This is a genomic window from Candidatus Methylomirabilota bacterium (assembly GCA_036002485.1).
GTDB lineage: Bacteria > Methylomirabilota > Methylomirabilia > Rokubacteriales > CSP1-6 > AR37.
Genome location: DASYTI010000201.1, coordinates 1 through 16,184, shown reverse-complemented (window position 1 = coordinate 16,184; position 16,184 = coordinate 1). Strand labels below are relative to the sequence as shown.

Below are 16,184 nucleotides of genomic sequence, written 5' to 3'. Positions count from 1 at the left end.
CGGACGGCAGGGCGCTCCCCATCCAGCTCGCCGCGCACGTGGAGGCCCCAGCCCCCGGGAACGTGCTGCTGCTCGCCGGACGCCCGCGACGTCCTGCGGCTCGCCCTGCATCGGGGGGAGGTTTCGGAAGGGGGGCGGAGCCCCCCTCCGAGCTATCTCGCTCTGATGGCGGGATTCCTCGACGTCATCCTTCGTGGGCTCGCCCTCTGCGGCCAGGCCGCTGCCATCGGCGGCGTCTGCTTCTCGCTTCTCGTCTTGAGGCCTGCTGTCCGGCAGCGCCCCGAGCTCTCCGGCCTCGTGGGTCGCGCGCTCCTGCTCATCGCCATCGGAGCCGCCACCGTGGCGGCGGGCCAGCTCCTGGCCCTGGGCGTCCAGCAGGTGGCCCTGGCCAGCGGACGACACTGGCCCGTGGGAGAGGTCCTGCACACGGGCTATTTCCAGGCGAGCGTGCTGCGCGTGCTGGACTGCCTGGGGCTGGCCGCGGCCGCGCTCTGGCTTCGCGGCCGGTCGGAGTCACGCGTGGGCTGGGCGGCGCTGGCGGGGCTGACCATTCTCCTCGCCGTCACCGCGGCGGCGATCAGCCATGCCGCGGCCCGCCTCCAGTACGAGGGCTTTCTCCTCGTCATGGATGCCGTGCACCAGTACGCGGCCAGCGTGTGGGTGGGCGGCCTCATGCACCTCACGGCGTCGGCCATCGGGCAGCGCGAGCGTCCGTGGCCGCCCGTGCTCCTCCAGCGCTTCTCGTCCATGGCCTTGGGATCTGTGGCCGTGCTCGTGGCGGGAGGCATCGGGCTCACCGCCATCTACGTCGACGGCCCCCATGCCGTGATCGGCACCGCGTACGGCATGATGGTCCTGACCAAGGTCGCCATCCTCGGGCTTCTCCTCGGCCTGGGCGCCCTCAACTTCTTCGCGGTGCGCCGGCTGCCTTCGGCCGGCCCTGTCTCATGGCTGCGCCTGCGCCGCTTCATCGAGGTCGAGCTGGGCCTCGGCATCACCGTGCTCTTCGCCGCGGCCTCTCTCACCTCGCTGCCCCCGGCCGTGGACGTGGTCGCCGACCGCGCCACCCCCGCCGAGGTCGGCCACGTCTTCACGCCGCGTCTGCCCTCCTTCACGTCGCCGGGCATAGACGAGCTGCCCGTGGACGATCGGAATGCCGAGCGCACCGCCGAGGACCGCGCGTGGTCCGAGTACAACCACCACTTCGCGGGCCTCTTCGTGCTCGCCATGGGGCTGCTGGCCATCCTGCACCGGACGGGGTGGGCGCCCTGGGCGCGACACTGGCCCCTCGTCTTCTTCGGCCTGGCCGCCTTTCTCCTCGTGCGAAACGACCCCGGGGCCTGGCCGCTCGGCCCCTTGGGCTTCTGGGAGAGCATGCAGTTTCCCGAAGTCCTGCAGCATCGCGTGTTCGTCTTGCTCGTGCTGGGCTTCGGCACCTTCGAGTGGATGGTGCGCACCGAGCGCATTCGGTCCCCCCGGGCCGCCCTCATCTTCCCCATCCTGTGCGCCGTCGGCGGCGCCCTCCTGCTCACGCACTCCCACGCCTCGCTCAACTTGAAGTCGGAGTATTTGATCGAGGTGACTCATGCCCCCCTCGGCATCCTGGGCATGCTGGTTGGCTGGGGACGCTGGCTCGAGCTGAGACTGCCGCCGGGCGAAGGCAAGATCCCTGGCCGCATCTGGGCCGTGTGCCTGATGCTGGTCGGCCTCCTCCTGATCTTCTACCGAGAGGCCTAGGAGACTCGCTCGAGGAGGAGGCCGGTGAGGTAGCGGGACTCCGGGACGCTGAGCAGGACGGGGTGGTCGCGGCTCTGGCTCAGGCTCTGGAGGACCCGGACGGCGACGCCGGCATCGCCGGCGGCCTCCCGGCACATCTCCTCGAAGAGCGCGGGCGTGACATGGTGTGAGCACGAAAAGGTCGCGAGCACGCCCCCGGGCTCGAGCAGGCGGAGGCCCCGGATATTGATCTCCTTGTAGCCCCGCGCGGCCGCGGCCAGCGAGTCCTTGCGCCGCGTGAAGGGGGGAGGATCGAGGACGACCGCGCCGAAGCGCTCGCCCGCCGACTCGAGACTGCGCAGGAGGTCGAAGGCATTGCCCTCCCGCAGCTCGGCTCGCCCGCTCAGCTGATTGAGCTCGAGGTTGCGCTGCGCGAGAGCGAGCGCGTCGGCCGAGGAGTCCAGCAGGAGGGCCTGGCGCGCTCCCGAGGCCAGGGCATGACAGGCGAAACCGCCCCCATAGCAGAAAGCGTCGAGGAGGCGACGGCCTCCCGCATGGCGAGCGAACAGAGCGCGGTTCTCGCTCTGATCCAGGTAGAGCCCGGTCTTCTGACCGGCGCCCGGGGTGACCGCGAAGCGGCAGTCGCCCTCGGTCACCACGAGCTCCGCGCCCGGCGGATCCTGCCGGGCCTCGTACCCTTCGAGCCGGGCCGCCGTCGTGTCATCCCAGCGGTGGATGCGGCCCTCGGGAAAGAGGCGGCCCAGCCCGTCGGCAATGGCGGGGGCGGACCGCGACATGCCGAGGGTGCTGCACTGGACGACGCTGAGCGGACCATAACGATCCACCACGAGGCCGGGCAGGCCGTCGGCCTCGCTCCACACCAGGCGATAAGCCTCCGCGATGAGCCCCGCCTTGCGCCGGTATTCCCAGGCTGCCTCGAGTCGCCGCCGGAAGAGACTCCCGTCCACGGGCTCGTCGCGACGGGTCAGGAGTCGACAGCAGAGCGAAGACCGCGGATTGTAGAAGCCACGGCCGAGGAAGCGGCCGGACCAATCGACGATCTCGACGGCGTCCTCGGCCTTCCAGGCGCCCTTGAGATCGGCGACCTGAGTGCGGTAGATCCACGGGTGCCCGGCCTTGATCCTGGCCTCGGCGCCCCGCTTGAGCTTGAGGGTGGCCACGGAGGGCGTTAGCTGGCTCGGAGGGGGGCTCTACCCCCTTCCGAAGCCTCCCCCCGGATGCAGGGCGAGCCGCAGGACGTCGCGGGCGTCCGGCGAGCAGCAGCACGTTCCCGGGGGCTGGGGCCCCCACGTGCGAGGCGAGCTGGATGGGCAGCGCCCTGCCCTCCGAGGCGAGCAATCTGAGAATCGCGCCGGACAAGCCGGCGCTCGAAGCGGAACATTCTTGCCCGGGAGGGCCGCAGTTCGAGCTGAAAGGCGAAGCCCTGAGGCGAGGGCTGAGACAGTAGTTCGAGCTGAGGCGCTGCCGAGGAGCCGCAGGCGACGAGAGCGGCGAGGCGAGGGCTGAGACAGTAGTTCGAGCTGAGGCGCTGCCGAGGAGCCGCAGGCGACGAGAGCGGCGAGGCGAGGGCTGAGACAGTAGTTCGAGCTGAGACGCTGCCGAGGAGCCGCAGGCGACGAGAGCGGCGAGGCGAGGGCTGAGATAAGAAGGGGGAAATATGTTCAGCGCTTCCTCAGGACGACGACCATGAGGAGCGGGTGGTGCGCCCGATCGAGCTTGAGACGAGGCTGGAAGCCGTAGAACCAGTCGACGAGCTCGAATCCCCCGGCCAATTCGACGAGGGCCCGCATCTCCTGGGGGAAGACCATTCGCGAGACATGGCGCTGTCGGTACACATGGCGCCGACCATTCTCCTCGGCCTCGAGCTCCATGTCCTCGAAGAACGTTTGCGTCACGGGATTCAAGTCCTTGAGCGCCTCGAAGGTCGCCCGCACCGTGGCTCGTCCGCGCCGCCGCGTCCAGGACCAGCGCCGGGCCGGGTCGGTCCACGAGGAGCACATGTAGCGGTCGAAGATGTAGAGCCCGCCCTTCCGCACGGCCCGGGCCACGCAGCGGAGGTGAGCGAGGAGGGCCTCATTGGTCAGGAGGTGGCCCTGCGAATCCTGCATGCAGATCGCGGCATCCACGGGCCGGGGGAGCCGGAAGCGCGTCATGTCGGCCACGTGAAGGCCCACCTCGAGCCCCTCGTCCGCGGATCGCTCCCGGAGAAAGCTGATGTTCTCAGGGGAAAGGTCGAGGCCGGACATGCGGTAGCCGCGTCGCCCCAGCCGGACGAGGTGAGGGCCGGTGCCGCAGGCGATGTCCAGCACCGTCTTGACCTTGCCCCGGGCATAGCGACGGAAGCAGTGGACGAGGAAATCCACCTCTTGCTTCCGGTTCATATCGAAGGCGATCTCGTAGTAGCGCGGCGCCGAATACTGGGCCTGGCTGTCCCTCTTCAGCATTTTCCCCACCAGGTGAGGATCGCCTCGCGCAGGATCCAGGAAGCCGTGATGGCCGTCCGGCCCGAGGCATCGAAGGCCTGGGCGACTTCCATGAGATCGGTGCCCACGATCGGGCAGGGCTCCAGCAATCGGATGATGGCGATGAGCTCGGAGGCGGTCATGCCGCAGGGCTCGGGCGCTCCTGTTCCCGGCGCCTCCGACGGGTCGAGCACGTCCACATCCATCGTCACGTAGAGAGGGTGACGGCGGAGCTCGGGCAAGAGGCGGCGGACCGCCTCGACGGGGTGGACGGCGTGGGCGGGATAGAGATGCGGAGCCTGGCGCCGGTACTCCTCGCGGGCGCCTGACCGCATCCCGACCTGATACACGCGCTCCGGCGCCACCACGTCCATGACCCGGGCCATGGCCGAGGCGTAGTTGTAGCGCTCGCCCAGGAACTCCTCGCGCAGATCCGGGTGGGCGTCGAGCTGGAGGATGCGGAGCTCGGGGATGGCCTTGGCCAGGACCTCGATGACGGGCACGGTGGCCGTGTGGTCGCCGCCCAGCATGACGGGCAGGAGGCCAGGCCGCCAGAAGGTTCGGATCTCGTCGCGGGCGCGGTCCAGCTGCGCGCGCGGGCTGCCCGCCCCGAGCTCGCAGTCTCCCAGGTCGGCCATGCCGAGATCTTCCAGGTCACGCTCGAGGAAAGGCGAATACGTCTCGATGGAATCCGAGGCGACGCGCAGGTCGCGCGGGCCGCGATCGGCGCCGGTACGGAGATTGACGGTGCCTTCGAAAGGGATGCCGAAGAGCACGATGCGGGCCTCCGGGTAGGGCGCCCGGCAGGCGATGAACCTTGGATCGGCCGGCTTCAAGTGGGAAGTTCGCCTCGGACGGCGCGGCCGCAGCCCCGCGACGTCCTGCCCCTGACAATGCTAGACGAGGTCGTCGTCGGCGAGCAGCGTCACCGCGGCCAGGGCACAGCCCGTGCGCTCGACTCGGTGCTCCGCGGCGCAGACCTTGATCTCGTGGATGGCCCAGCCGCGGACGCGGAAGGCCTCCGCGAGCATGTGCACGATGGCCCGCTCGGCCTCCTCGCGCGTGGCCTTGTCGTGGAACTCCATGATGACGCCGTTCTTCGTCGGATCCGCCGGCCGCGCCCAGCCCACGGCCGCGGACACCACTTCGCCGGGAACCTCGCTGGTCATGGCGGCGTAAGCCGTGGGCACGACGGCGCCGGGCCGAAGGCGCGGCAGGTCCACCAGGGCCGTCTCGGGCGGCAGGATGCTCGAGACCTTGACGAGGTTGATATTGCCGATACCTGCAGCCAGGAGCGCGTTGTCGAAGGCGTTGAGGGGAGTCGTTCCCTCAGCGCTTCCCGAGGTCATCGCGGCCTTGGTCACCGGTTTCCAGCCCATTCGCTCCTCGCCTCCTCGCCGCTGAGGTGAACGGCGCGACGGTTGTGGTGCGCCGTCGGACTTTTTTTCCTCGGCTCATGTTAGCGAGTCACGATGGGAACGCAAGAGAAAAGTGGCTTCTCGAGCCCTTCCCAGAGGCTCCGCGGCCACTGGGAAGGGGCGCTGGGCGGCCGCCGAGCAGCCCCATCGAGGGCGATTTGGGCGCGCCGAGCCGCCGGGAAAGGCCATTTTTTCCTTGCAATGCTAAAAACATGGCCCTACATTCAGAAAAATCAGACTTGCGAATTTTTCGCGAGCGAGAGACGAACGGAGAGGAGGGAAAGAGTGCAAGCACTGGGGCGACACCTGCTTCTCGAGCTCTTCGACTGCGATGCGGATGCCATCAACAGCCTCGAGTCCGTGAAGACGGCGATGGTGGAGGCCGCCAAGGCTGCCCAAGCCACCATCGTGGACGTCGTCTTCCACGAGTTCAATCCGTTCGGCATCAGTGGTGTGGTCGTCATCGCCGAGTCGCACCTGGCCATCCACACGTGGCCGGAGTACCGCTACGCCGCCGTGGACGTCTTCTCCTGTGGCGACGTGCTGCAGCCACAGGCGGCGGCCGACCATCTCGTCGCCGAGCTCGGCGCCGCCCGGGCCTCCGTCGTCGAGCTCCAGCGCGGCATCTTCCTGACCGAAAGGTCCATGCCCCACAAGCCGGCCGAAGCCATCGGCAAGCCGGTCGTCCGTCGCTAGATGGCAGGTCCTCCGCAGTACAAGTGGTTCTTCGAGACCACCACTCCCGTCGAAGGCCACATGCATGCCATCGCCCGCACCATCGCCTCGCGCCAGACCAAGTTCCAGTTCATGGAGATCCTCGAGACCCACTCGTACGGCAAGGTGCTGGTGCTGGACGGCCGGATCCAGTCCAGCGAGCACGACGAGTTCATCTACCACGAGATCCTCGTCCAGCCGGGCCTCCTCGCCCACCCCAGGCCGGTGCGAGCCATGGTCATCGGCGGGGGCGAGGGCGCCACCGTTCGGGAAATTTTGCGGCATCCGTCCATCGCCGATTGCCTCATGGTGGATATCGACGGCGAGGTGGTGGAAGAGTGCAAGAAGCACCTGCCCGAGATGCACAAGGGCGCTTTCGAGGACCCGCGCACCCGGGTGCTCCACGAGGACGCCAGAGCGTATCTCGAGAAGACCAGAGAGCGCTTCGATCTCATCGTGGTCGACCTGCCAGAGCCCCTCGAGGAGGGGCCGGCCTGCCTGCTCTTCACCGCGGAGTTCTATGGCCTCATCCGCGACCGCCTGACCGACGACGGCGTGATGACCATGCAGGCGGGCATGACCAAGATCAACGAGCTTTTCTTCTTCGGCGCCGTCAACCGGACGCTCCACGAAGTCTTCCCGGTGGTGGCGCCGTATCAGGGCTTCATCTCCTGCTTCGGAACGCCGTGGGGCTTCATCCTGGCCTCCAAGGGCACCGATCCCCGCACGCAGATGGCGGCCGACATCGACCGCCTCATCGCTTCACGGATGAACCCGGACAGTCTGGGCTACTGGAATGGAGCGGCGCATCTTCACTCCTTCAATCTGCCGAAGTTCCTGACTCAGGCTCTCGCCAAGAACACGCGGGTCATCACGGACAAGAACCCCCTCATCGTCAGCTGAGTCGCACCACGCAACTCGTTCTCGCCTCCGCCTCGCCTCGCCGTCAGGAGATTCTGGCCCGTTTCGGCCTGGCCTTCTCGGTTCAGCCGAGCCATGTCCCCGAGCAGCACCCGCCCGGCGACGCGGCCCAGGCCATGGCCGCGGTCGCGCTTGCCAAGGCCCGCGCCGTCGCGCGGCAGTGGGCGCGTCCCACGGTAGTCCTGGGCGCCGACACCGAGGTGGTGCTCGACGGCCGATATCTAGGCAAGCCGGCAGATATTCCCGACGCTGTCCGCATGCTCCGGGCTCTGCGGGGCCGCACCCACGAAGTGATTACCGGAGTGGCCCTCGTCGAGGCGCCCGAGGGCCGCGAGGAGACGGCAGCCGTGGTGACGCGCGTGACCATGACGAATGCCACCGACGAGGACATCGCGGCCTATGTCGCCACGGGTGAGCCGCTGGACAAGGCCGGGGCCTATGCCGTTCAGGGCCAGGGCAGCCGCCTCATCGCTCACATCGACGGCTGCTACACCAACGTGGTCGGCCTACCCGTCGAGACGACCAGACGACTCCTCCAGCGCTGGGGCCTCCTCTAGCGGGCCGACGGCTCCTGAGCTTTCCGGAGCGGCTCGGTGAGGATGAGGGGATACCAGCGGAGGAGCGGCAGCTTGACCGCTTCGGGCAGGGGCGCCCGCTCGCGAGCCTGCTGGACGCTGACCTTGAGCATCCCCTCGGTGACTCGGCCGCGCGGCAGCCAGGACCCGCGCGCGCCACTGAGTCTCACCGCGAAGTCCTCGGGGCTGCCCTTCACGGAAGCGGGCAGCGCGGCCGCCCATGCCTCGGAGCCCGCCTCGTTCACACGCGCGACGGCGCGCAAGAGCGCGCGCGCCACCGCCGTCAGCTCCCGCTCGCCGAGCCTGGTGTCTGCTCGCACGAAGACGGCGGCGTGAACCGTCTCGGCGCCGAGCCAGCGCCGCGCGTCTCCTCGGTTGCGGAGATCGGCGAGCACGCCCCCACCCTCACCGGTCAGACGACTGATCCAGGGATCGCTCAGGACGGCCGCGGCAACCTGTCCCTGCTCGAGGGCCCCGGCGAGGCGGAGATGACCATAGCTGTGCACCGGCACCTCCTGGATTCGAACTCCGGCATGCGTAAGGACGGATGTCAGCATGGCATGCTCGGGGGTGCCCGCCCCGGGCAGTCCGACGGGCTGGCCGCGCAGATCCGCAAGCGAGCGAATGCTCGTCCGGTGGCTCGGCGCGACGACGATGGCCACGGGTGGCGCCGCCGTGAGACCGAAGAGCAGGAGGGGCGGTGCCCCCGCGACATGGCCTTGACCATACGCGGTGTCTATGGATGTGGCGGCAAGCTCGGCCTGGCCACGCGCGAGCATCCTGGCCGCCTCGCCTTCGCTCCGCTCCACCTTGAGGGTGACCTCGAGCTTCTCCTGGGCGAAGTAGCCTTCGGCCTGGGCGAGATGCACGGGCAGGTATTCGGGCGACGTCGCGGGACCGGCCACCGCGATCGTGATCGCCGCCCAGAGTCCCAGGCCAGCCGTCGTCATGGTGGCTCTAGCCCTCCTCTGAGCCTCTAGGCGCCCCGCTGCAGCCACTTTGGACCTCGAGCGGGGCAATCCCTGCGGAGATGCCCCGAGTCCGCTCTCCGCGCCGTCCAGAGCCAGCATACCGCCTGCGCAGATATCGATTGATCCGTACCTCCATCCCGCGCCTCGGTTCGTGCCTCAATGTCCGGCGACCTCGTGGATGAGCCGTACGAGCCGCTCGGCCGCATCGGGCATGGCCAGGCTTCGCGCTCGCTCACCCATGACCGAAAGGGCCGGCCGATCGGCGAGGAGCCGCAGGACGATTCCCGTCAGGGTCTCGGCCCCCAGCTCGTTCTGCGGCAGGACGACGGCCCCGCCCGCCTCGGCCACCAGCCGCGCATTGGCCCTCTGCTCGTCGCCGCTCGTTCCCGGAAGAGGGATGAATACGGCCGGAACGCCGAGCTGGCAGCATTCATTGACCGTGCCCGCGCCGCTTCGTCCGATGACGAGCGCGGCCGCCGCATAGACATCCCTGAGCTCCTCGCCAACCCACGGCCTCACGGCAAAGCGTGGCCCGAGCTCCGGCGGCAGCCCGCGCGCCTTGTCCTGGAGCCAGAGATGATCGCCGGTCTCCAGGTTATCGCCGCACTGATGAAGGATCTGGCACGAGGGCAAGAGCTGCCCGAGCGCCTCCCCGACAGCTCTGTTGATCCGATGCGAGCCCTGAGCGCCCCCTGTCACATAGACGAAGGGCAGGCCGGGATCGAAGCCGAAGCGCGCGAAGGCGGCATCGGGGCGCCCGTCGCGAAGAGCGGCTCTCAGGGGATTGCCCGTCAGCACCACTCGCTCGGGCGGGAAAGTGCCGCCCCGGACCGGGAACGACACGGCGATGCGTGCCGCCCAGCGACCCGTCAGCCGGTTGGCGAGTCCCGGCACGGACGTTTGCTCATGGACGACGAGGGGAATGCCGAGCGCGCGCGCGGCGAGGGCCGGAGGCACGGACACGAAGCCACCCGTGGCGAAGACCAGGGCCGGGCGAAGCCGGCGCAAGAGCCGCAAGGACTGCAGGAAGCCGGCCGGGACATTCAAGACGAGATCGGTGACATTGCGCCGGTCCAAGTAGCGCCGGAGCTTGCCCGTCGCGATGGGATGAAAGATCAGTCCCGCTTCCGGCGCCCGCGCCGCCTCTATCCCTCTGCGGCTGCCGATCCAGTGGATGTCCGTGTCGCCGTCGCGGCGCAGGGTGGCGGCCACGGCGAGGCCCGCGCTCGTGTGCCCACCGGTGCCGCCGCCGGCGATGACGATACGCACCAGTCCTCAGCAGCCCTGACCGGAAGACGGGCTGGATGGCGGCCTCGCGCCGCCCGCCTCGCAGCGCGACACCATGCCGCTCGGCGTGGCGAAGAGTGAGGCGGAGAGACCGGCGGCCGTCCCCCCGATGCCGGCGATGGAGACCTGTCCGGTAAACCCGCCCGCGCGGCCGCTCATGTTGATCTCGGCCACGGTGATCTGCCAGCGACCGTCGGCCGTGACGCCATTGGCGCCGACCCCGGCATTGGCGGCAATCTCCGCCAGCGAGCAGCCGCCGCTCGCGCGGCCGGGCAAGCCTCCCGCCGTTCCCCCCGCCATTCCAGTGGTCTGGGCGCAGAGGGTGAGGGCCGTCATGGCGCGGCCCAAGAGCGCCTGGGCCTCGGCGAGCCGCGCTGACTGATCGGGCCGGGGAGCCTCCGTGGGAGAGCTGCTTCCGCGTGGATCGTGGGTCGCGCTGAAGTAGTGCGTGAGGGCCACCGCGCTCAGGAGCCCGATGACGAGAAGCGAGAGGAGGACGGAGAGCAGGCCGAAGCCGGCGCGAGCCATGCTCGGCTCAGCGTCGTTCGCGGGCGAGATCAATGAGCCGGGAGATGAGCTCGGTGTAGGAGATGCCCGAGGCCTCCCAGAGCTTGGGATAGGCGCTGGTGGCCGTGAAGCCCGGCAGCGTATTGATCTCGTTCACGAGGACGTGCGTGTCGTTCTCGATGAAGAAGTCCACGCGCGCCAGCCCCGCGCCGTCGATGGCCTGGAACGCGCGGATGGCCAGCTCGCGCACTCGGGCGGTCACGTCGGGCGCCAGGGGCGCCGGCACCTTGAAGGTGGTGTGCCCCTCGCCATACTTCGTCTCGTAGTCGTACCACTCGCCCGCATAGCAGACCTCGCCGGGCAGAGAGGCTTGAGGCGCGTCGTTGCCGAGGACCGCGACCTCGACCTCGCGTCCCTGGACAGCCCGCTCGACGAGGAGACGGCGGTCATGGCTCGCGGCCAGATCGAGGGCGGCCGTCAACTCCTCCACGGCCTTGACCTTGCTGATGCCCACGCTCGAGCCGAGATTGGCCGGCTTGACGAAACACGGGAAGCCGACGACATCGCCCACCGCGCTCTGCACCTCGGCCGGGCGCGATCGCCAGTGGTGACGCTTGACCACGAGGTAGTCGACGACGGGCAGGCCATGAGCCCGGAACATGTCCTTCATGGCGACCTTGTCCATGCCGACCGCGGAGGCGAGCACGCCGGCGCCGACATACGGCAAGCCCGCCAGCTCGAGGAGGCCTTGCATGGTGCCGTCCTCGCCTCGCGGGCCGTGGAGCATGATCCAGACCACGTCGAGCCGCTCCCGCAGACCCGGGGGCAGGCTCTCGGAGGTCTCCATGCGCGCGAGCGCCGTGGCCCCGCCCGGGGCATCGCCCGCCCGCGCGGCCAGCTCCTGCTTCACGGACGCCTCCACGCCGCCCTCGGCGAGCGCGCGGCGCGAGGCGTCCTGAGACAGGGCCTGGAGCGGATCTCCGCCCATGAGCCAGCGCCCTTCACGGGTGATCCCGATGGCCACGGGCTCGAATCGCTCGCGATCCAGGGCCGCCAGCACGGACGCCGCGCCCGCGAGCGAGACCTCGTGCTCGCCGGATTGCCCGCCGAAGATGACGCCGACGCGGAGCTTCCTCTTTTCCATCGTCCTACTCTAAACCCGTCGGGGGCTGCGGGTGAACTCCTTGAAGCCCACGGCCAACGGTCCCAGAAGGGCGATCGCCCCCAGGAGCCCGAAGCCCCATGTCCACTTGGCCTCGCCCACCACGCCCAGGCGCGGGGCCCAGTCGAGCACGATTCCCACCGCCCATGGGGAGAGCGCGCCGGCCGTGAAGCCCACGGTGGACTGCAGGGCCATGGTGCGCCCGAGATAGGCGGGCTCGGCGGCCTCCGCGATGCCCGTCGAGACGATGGCCGACTCGGAGGTGATGAGGAAGCCGTAGACGAGCCCGAGGACGACCAGGCTCGAGAAGGGCCAGTCGTGCGCCCAGCCCATGGCGAAAGAGCAGAAGGCCGAGAGCAGCATGAGGACGCTGATCGGCATGGCCCGCCCGAAGCGATCGGAGAGCAGTCCCGAGAAGGGATGGGGCAGGGCGCCGATGGCCAGCACCGCCGAGGCCGCGAGCGCCGCGCGCTGATTGGCCTCCACCAGCTCCGCGCCCGTGGTGATCAGGCTCGCGGTGAAGAAGGGCACGATCCAGCCGCGCATGCCCATCAGCTCGAAGGTGTGGGCGCCGTAGGCCGTGATGAGGCGCAGGGCGGGGCGGTTCTTGAGGACCGGTCCGAGTCGCTCGACTCTCTTGTGCGTGGGCTTGTGCGGGAGATTCGGCGCGGACGGCGCGGAGGCGGCCATGGTACGCGGCAGAGCCATCCAGCCGATCACGCCCGCCACGAGCGGGCCCACGGCGGTCAGGGCGAAGGCGGCCCGCCAGCCCCAGTGTCCGTTGGCCCAGCCCGTGAGCAGGAGGGAGAGTGAAGTCCCGAGCGTGAAGGTGCCGATATAGCAGCCCATGGCGAAGCCGCGTCGGCCCGACGCGAAACGCTCGGCGACCATGCGCATGCCCGGCATGTAGGTGCCCGCGAATCCCAGGCCCACGGCGCCGCGCAGGATGACGGCGGAGAGGAAGCCGTGCGCCCAGAACGCGAAGGCGAAGCTGGCCGCGGCCATCCAGAATGCGCTCCAGAGATAGATGCGACGGGGCGGCATGTAATCGGTCAGGGTGGCCAGGATCATGACGGCGCCGATATACCCGAACTGGTAGAAGGAGACGATGAGCCCGGCCTGGCTGTTGCTGAGCTCCCACTCCTTCTGGAGGAGGGGCAGGAGGGCGGAGAAGTTCGAGAAGACCAGGAGCGTGCCAAGCTCGGAGGCGCAGACCGCCGCCAGCCAGGCCCGCTCGCTCACCGCTTGGTCTGCTCCGCCCGCCACCTCCGCCACGCCTCCAGGCGCGCGCGGAGCTCTCTCTCGAGCCCGCGATCCGTGGGCCGGTAGTAGACGCGCCCGCTGAGGGCCGCGGGCAGATGCTCCTGATTCACGCGGGCCTCGGGCGCGTCATGGGCGTACTGGTAGCCTTTGCCATAGCCCTGGTTGGCCATGAGACCCGTGGGCGCATTGCGGAGATGCAGCGGCACGGGCTCGGCGGGCTTGTCCTGGATGTCCTGGGCGACCTCGTTCCAGGCGGCGTAGACGGCGTTCGATTTCGGCGCCAGCGCCAGATAGCAGGTGGCCTGGGCCAAGGCCAGCTCGCCTTCGGGCGAGCCGAGGAAGTGATAGGCCTCTTTCGCGTCAAGCGTGATGCGCAGCGCGTGCGGATCGGCGTTGCCCACGTCCTCGGAGGCGAAGCGCACGAGGCGCCGCGCGATGTACAACGCGTCTTCGCCCGCCTCGAGCATGCGCCCGAGCCAGTAGAGGGCGCCGTCGGGATCCGAGTCGCGCAGCGACTTGTGGAGAGCCGAGATGAGGTTGTAGTGCTCCTCGCCGGACTTGTCGTAGAGGAGGGCCTTCTTCTGGACGGCCTCGCGTATCCCTTCTCCCGTGATCCGGCCGCCCTGGAGCCGGGCGGCCAGCTCGAGAATATTGAGCGCGCCACGCGCATCGCCGTCCGAGAGTCGGGCGATCAAGGGCAAGGCATCTGGCTCCGCCGAGACCTTGGCGGCGCCGAGCCCGCGCTCGCTATCGGCAAGCGCGCGCTCGAGGATGGTTACGATATCGGCTTCGGACAGGGGGCGGAGGACGTAGACGCGGCAGCGCGAGAGGAGCGCGGCATTGACCTCGAAGGACGGGTTCTCCGTGGTGGCGCCGATCAGGGTGAGCGTGCCCTTCTCGACATGGGGCAGGAAGGCATCCTGCTGACCCCGGTTGAAGCGATGGATCTCGTCGACGAAGAGGATGGTCCGGCGGCCGCCGCGGGCGCGCTCGGCTTGCGCTTCGGCCACCACCTGGCGGATCTCCTTGACGCCGGCCAGGACCGCCGAGAAAGGAACGAAGCGGGCGCCGGCGACCTGGGCCATCAGAAAGGCCAGCGTGGTCTTGCCGGTGCCCGGCGGTCCCCAGAGGATCATCGAGTGAAGCGCCCCGTCCTCGAGGGAGCGTCGCAGGACTTTGCCGGGGCCAACCAGATGCTCCTGGCCCACGACCTCGTCCAGGCTTCGCGGCCTCATGCGGTCGGCGAGGGGGGCGGGAGCGGCGGGCGGCTTTTCTGTCGGAGGCGAGTCGAAGAGATCCACGTGGTGAAGTATACGATGCGGGGACCACCCCTGATTTACTGAGCCCTCGCCTCGCGCCTCTGGCGCTCAGCTCGAACCGCGCCCCTCTCCCCTGAGGGGAGAGGGATAAATGTGTTTGTTCGTGGTCGACCTTTTCTATATCCCTCTCCCTCCCAGGAGGGAGAGGGCAGGGTGAGGGTGGGAGTCAGGCGAGCGCCGCGGGCAGGTCGAGGAGCGAGGCGATATGGGCGGTGATGGGGATATCGCGTCGGGCGAACTCTTCGGCATTGCCGCGATAGCGAATGAAGGGAATGCCACCGGCCTGGGCGGCGGCGCCGTCCACCCAGGAGTCGCCCACCATCACGATCCGCGGCGCCTCGGGCCAGCGCTCTCTCACCACGCGGAGGCCGTCCGGATGCGGCTTGAGAGCCGTCATCTCGTCGCGCGTGACGACGAGATCCAGATGCTCCCCCAGCACGAAGCGGCCCAGGACGAAATCGGCGACCACGCGGTCATTGTTGGTCCAGATGGCCGTGGCGAAGCCGAGCTGCTTCATGGCGGAGAGAGTCTCGCGGGCGAAGGGCTCGAGAACGGCCTCGGCCATGGCGGCCCGCTCGTGACGTTGAGGGATCTGCATGAGCTCGGCCTCGAGATGGGCCGCGCCCTGGCGCACCAGGGCCAGGAGCTCGGGCCCGGACCAGCGAAGCTCGCGCTCGGGCAGTGCCACCCCACGACCGCGAATGAAGGCTTCCATCTCGCGGCCGACGGCCCGGAGATCGAGGGGAGAGTTGACGAGGGTGTGATCGAGGTCGAAGACGCAGACGGACTCAGGAGCGCTCACGGCGAGCAGCCTAGCAGATCGCCGCGGGCGCCTCACGCATGGTCATGGCCTTCCTCGTCCATCTGGGCGAGCAGATCGGACAGCATGTCGATGCCGCCCCGGTCGAGACTGCGATCGGCGAGCACCAGCTCGACGTCGGGGGGCAGGAGGCCGCGTATCTGGTTCACGGCGTGCTCGCTGCACACGACGATGCGGGTCTTCTCCAGCATGCGGTCAATGGACCAGGGATCGTCGGTGGAGGCGAGCACCGGGGTGATGTGCATGAGCCCGGCCGACTGGACGGAGCGCTGCAGGTTCTGGCCGCCCGCCGCGGAGGCGCAGACGAGACCGACCGTCGTGCCCTCAGGCAGCTCGGTCAGGCGCAGCAGCGTCTTGATGCTGGCCTCGGCCAGGAGGGCCACCGAGGGCGGTGCATCCGGCGGCATGACCCGCCGGACCTCATGAATGTGAAAGAACGTGGTGATCACCACCCGATATCCTTTGACGAAGGCGGGCTCTCGAGCCACTCGGGCCTCGAACTCCTCGACGAGCATGCGGTCGATTTGCAGGGGCAGCTCGGCTTCGAGCTCGTCGCGATAGCGGGTGAGCTCGGGGTGATTGCATTCCACGAGCAGGACTCGGTGGCGGACCGGCTTCGAGCCCCGTCCCGCCGCGCGACTCGAGGCGAGGGCGGCGAGGAGCTCCTCCTGGGTGAAGCCAAGTCGTCGGGCCCGCTCGAGGCTCTCTCCTACCAGTCGCTCGAGGCTCCTGGCCGCCCGCCCTTCCCGCGGGGGACGACCCGTGACGAAGGTGCCGCGGCCCTGATGGCACTCGATGAAGCCCTCGCGCTCGAGGTCCGCCAGCGCGCGGGCCACCGTGTTCGGGTTGATCCGAAGGAAGCCCGCGAGCTGGCGGACGGTGGGCAGCTGCATGCCCGGCTTGAGCGTGCCCGTCGAGATGAAGTGCCGGATCTGGGTCATGAGCTGCGCATGTACCGGCACGGCGCTCTTCCGGTTTACCCGGAGGCCCGACGGCGGCGCAACGCGACACGCCTCTCGCGACATGGG

At 69.1% G+C, this 16,184-nt stretch carries 16 protein-coding genes; 4 read left to right on the top strand and 12 right to left on the bottom strand.

All coding sequences use genetic code 11. The features are described 5' to 3' along the window. Positions 1 to 165: 165 nt before the first annotated feature. The gene (locus VGT00_17890) at positions 166 to 1,737 is read left to right on the top strand and encodes a CopD family protein (GenBank protein HEV8533299.1); all 1,572 of its coding nucleotides are present in this window, start codon (positions 166 to 168) and stop codon (positions 1,735 to 1,737) included. On the opposite strand, the gene VGT00_17885 is transcribed toward VGT00_17890, so the two are convergent. The 4 genes from VGT00_17885 to VGT00_17870 all read right to left on the bottom strand — a co-directional run bounded on the left by VGT00_17885 (position 1,734) and on the right by VGT00_17870 (position 5,578). After that, positions 1,734 to 2,897, bottom strand: coding sequence for a class I SAM-dependent rRNA methyltransferase (locus tag VGT00_17885; GenBank protein ID HEV8533298.1), 1,164 nt, complete (start codon positions 2,895 to 2,897; stop codon positions 1,734 to 1,736). The genes VGT00_17890 and VGT00_17885 overlap by 4 nt on opposite strands. Before the next feature lie 501 nt (positions 2,898 to 3,398). Then, positions 3,399 to 4,181, bottom strand: coding sequence for a class I SAM-dependent methyltransferase (locus tag VGT00_17880; GenBank protein HEV8533297.1), 783 nt, complete (start codon positions 4,179 to 4,181; stop codon positions 3,399 to 3,401). Further along, the gene (gene speB / locus VGT00_17875) at positions 4,175 to 5,035 is read right to left on the bottom strand and encodes an agmatinase (protein HEV8533296.1); all 861 of its coding nucleotides are present in this window, start codon (positions 5,033 to 5,035) and stop codon (positions 4,175 to 4,177) included. Before speB ends, VGT00_17880 begins: the two co-directional genes overlap by 7 nt. A gap of 60 nt (positions 5,036 to 5,095) precedes the next feature. Further along, positions 5,096 to 5,578 carry an arginine decarboxylase, pyruvoyl-dependent gene (locus VGT00_17870; GenBank protein ID HEV8533295.1) on the bottom strand — a complete coding sequence of 161 codons (483 nt, stop codon included), beginning with the start codon at positions 5,576 to 5,578 and terminating at the stop codon, positions 5,096 to 5,098. Between the two features lie 324 nt (positions 5,579 to 5,902). Here VGT00_17870 and speD point away from each other — a divergent pair, with 324 nt between their 5' ends. The 3 genes from speD to VGT00_17855 are packed head-to-tail and all read left to right on the top strand — an operon-like array spanning position 5,903 to position 7,809. Then, positions 5,903 to 6,313: an adenosylmethionine decarboxylase gene (speD, locus tag VGT00_17865; GenBank protein ID HEV8533294.1), complete on the top strand. Its 411-nt coding sequence runs from the start codon at positions 5,903 to 5,905 to the stop codon at positions 6,311 to 6,313. After that, positions 6,314 to 7,234, top strand: coding sequence for a polyamine aminopropyltransferase (gene speE / locus VGT00_17860; protein ID HEV8533293.1), 921 nt, complete (start codon positions 6,314 to 6,316; stop codon positions 7,232 to 7,234). Next, on the top strand, positions 7,123 to 7,809 hold the full coding sequence (locus VGT00_17855) for a Maf family protein (protein HEV8533292.1): 687 nt from the start codon (positions 7,123 to 7,125) through the stop codon (positions 7,807 to 7,809). The genes speE and VGT00_17855 overlap by 112 nt, the downstream gene beginning before the upstream one ends. Here the strand turns inward: VGT00_17855 and VGT00_17850 are convergent. The 8 genes from VGT00_17850 to VGT00_17815 form a co-directional block, all read right to left on the bottom strand. Then, entirely contained in the window at positions 7,806 to 8,777 is a 972-nt protein-coding gene (locus VGT00_17850; protein HEV8533291.1) for an ABC transporter substrate-binding protein, read from the bottom strand. The two genes, VGT00_17855 and VGT00_17850, sit on opposite strands and share 4 nt — an antisense overlap. Positions 8,778 to 8,954: 177 nt before the next feature. Further along, a complete protein-coding gene (gene murG / locus VGT00_17845; GenBank protein HEV8533290.1) occupies positions 8,955 to 10,067 on the bottom strand; it encodes an undecaprenyldiphospho-muramoylpentapeptide beta-N-acetylglucosaminyltransferase in 1,113 nt (370 codons plus the stop codon). A gap of 6 nt (positions 10,068 to 10,073) precedes the next feature. Next, complete coding sequence (locus tag VGT00_17840) at positions 10,074 to 10,613, bottom strand: hypothetical protein (protein HEV8533289.1); 540 nt, start codon at positions 10,611 to 10,613, stop codon at positions 10,074 to 10,076. 7 nt (positions 10,614 to 10,620) lie between these two features. After that, on the bottom strand, positions 10,621 to 11,736 hold the full coding sequence (locus VGT00_17835; protein HEV8533288.1) for a D-alanine--D-alanine ligase family protein: 1,116 nt from the start codon (positions 11,734 to 11,736) through the stop codon (positions 10,621 to 10,623). A gap of 9 nt (positions 11,737 to 11,745) precedes the next feature. Beyond that, positions 11,746 to 12,996, bottom strand: coding sequence for an MFS transporter (locus VGT00_17830; protein ID HEV8533287.1), 1,251 nt, complete (start codon positions 12,994 to 12,996; stop codon positions 11,746 to 11,748). Beyond that, a complete protein-coding gene (locus VGT00_17825; protein HEV8533286.1) occupies positions 12,993 to 14,318 on the bottom strand; it encodes a replication-associated recombination protein A in 1,326 nt (441 codons plus the stop codon). Before VGT00_17825 ends, VGT00_17830 begins: the two co-directional genes overlap by 4 nt. 184 nt (positions 14,319 to 14,502) lie before the next feature. Further along, complete coding sequence (locus VGT00_17820; GenBank protein ID HEV8533285.1) at positions 14,503 to 15,138, bottom strand: HAD-IA family hydrolase; 636 nt, start codon at positions 15,136 to 15,138, stop codon at positions 14,503 to 14,505. A gap of 32 nt (positions 15,139 to 15,170) precedes the next feature. Then, positions 15,171 to 16,118 carry a GntR family transcriptional regulator gene (locus tag VGT00_17815; protein ID HEV8533284.1) on the bottom strand — a complete coding sequence of 316 codons (948 nt, stop codon included), beginning with the start codon at positions 16,116 to 16,118 and terminating at the stop codon, positions 15,171 to 15,173. Between the last annotated feature and the right edge of the window lie 66 nt (positions 16,119 to 16,184).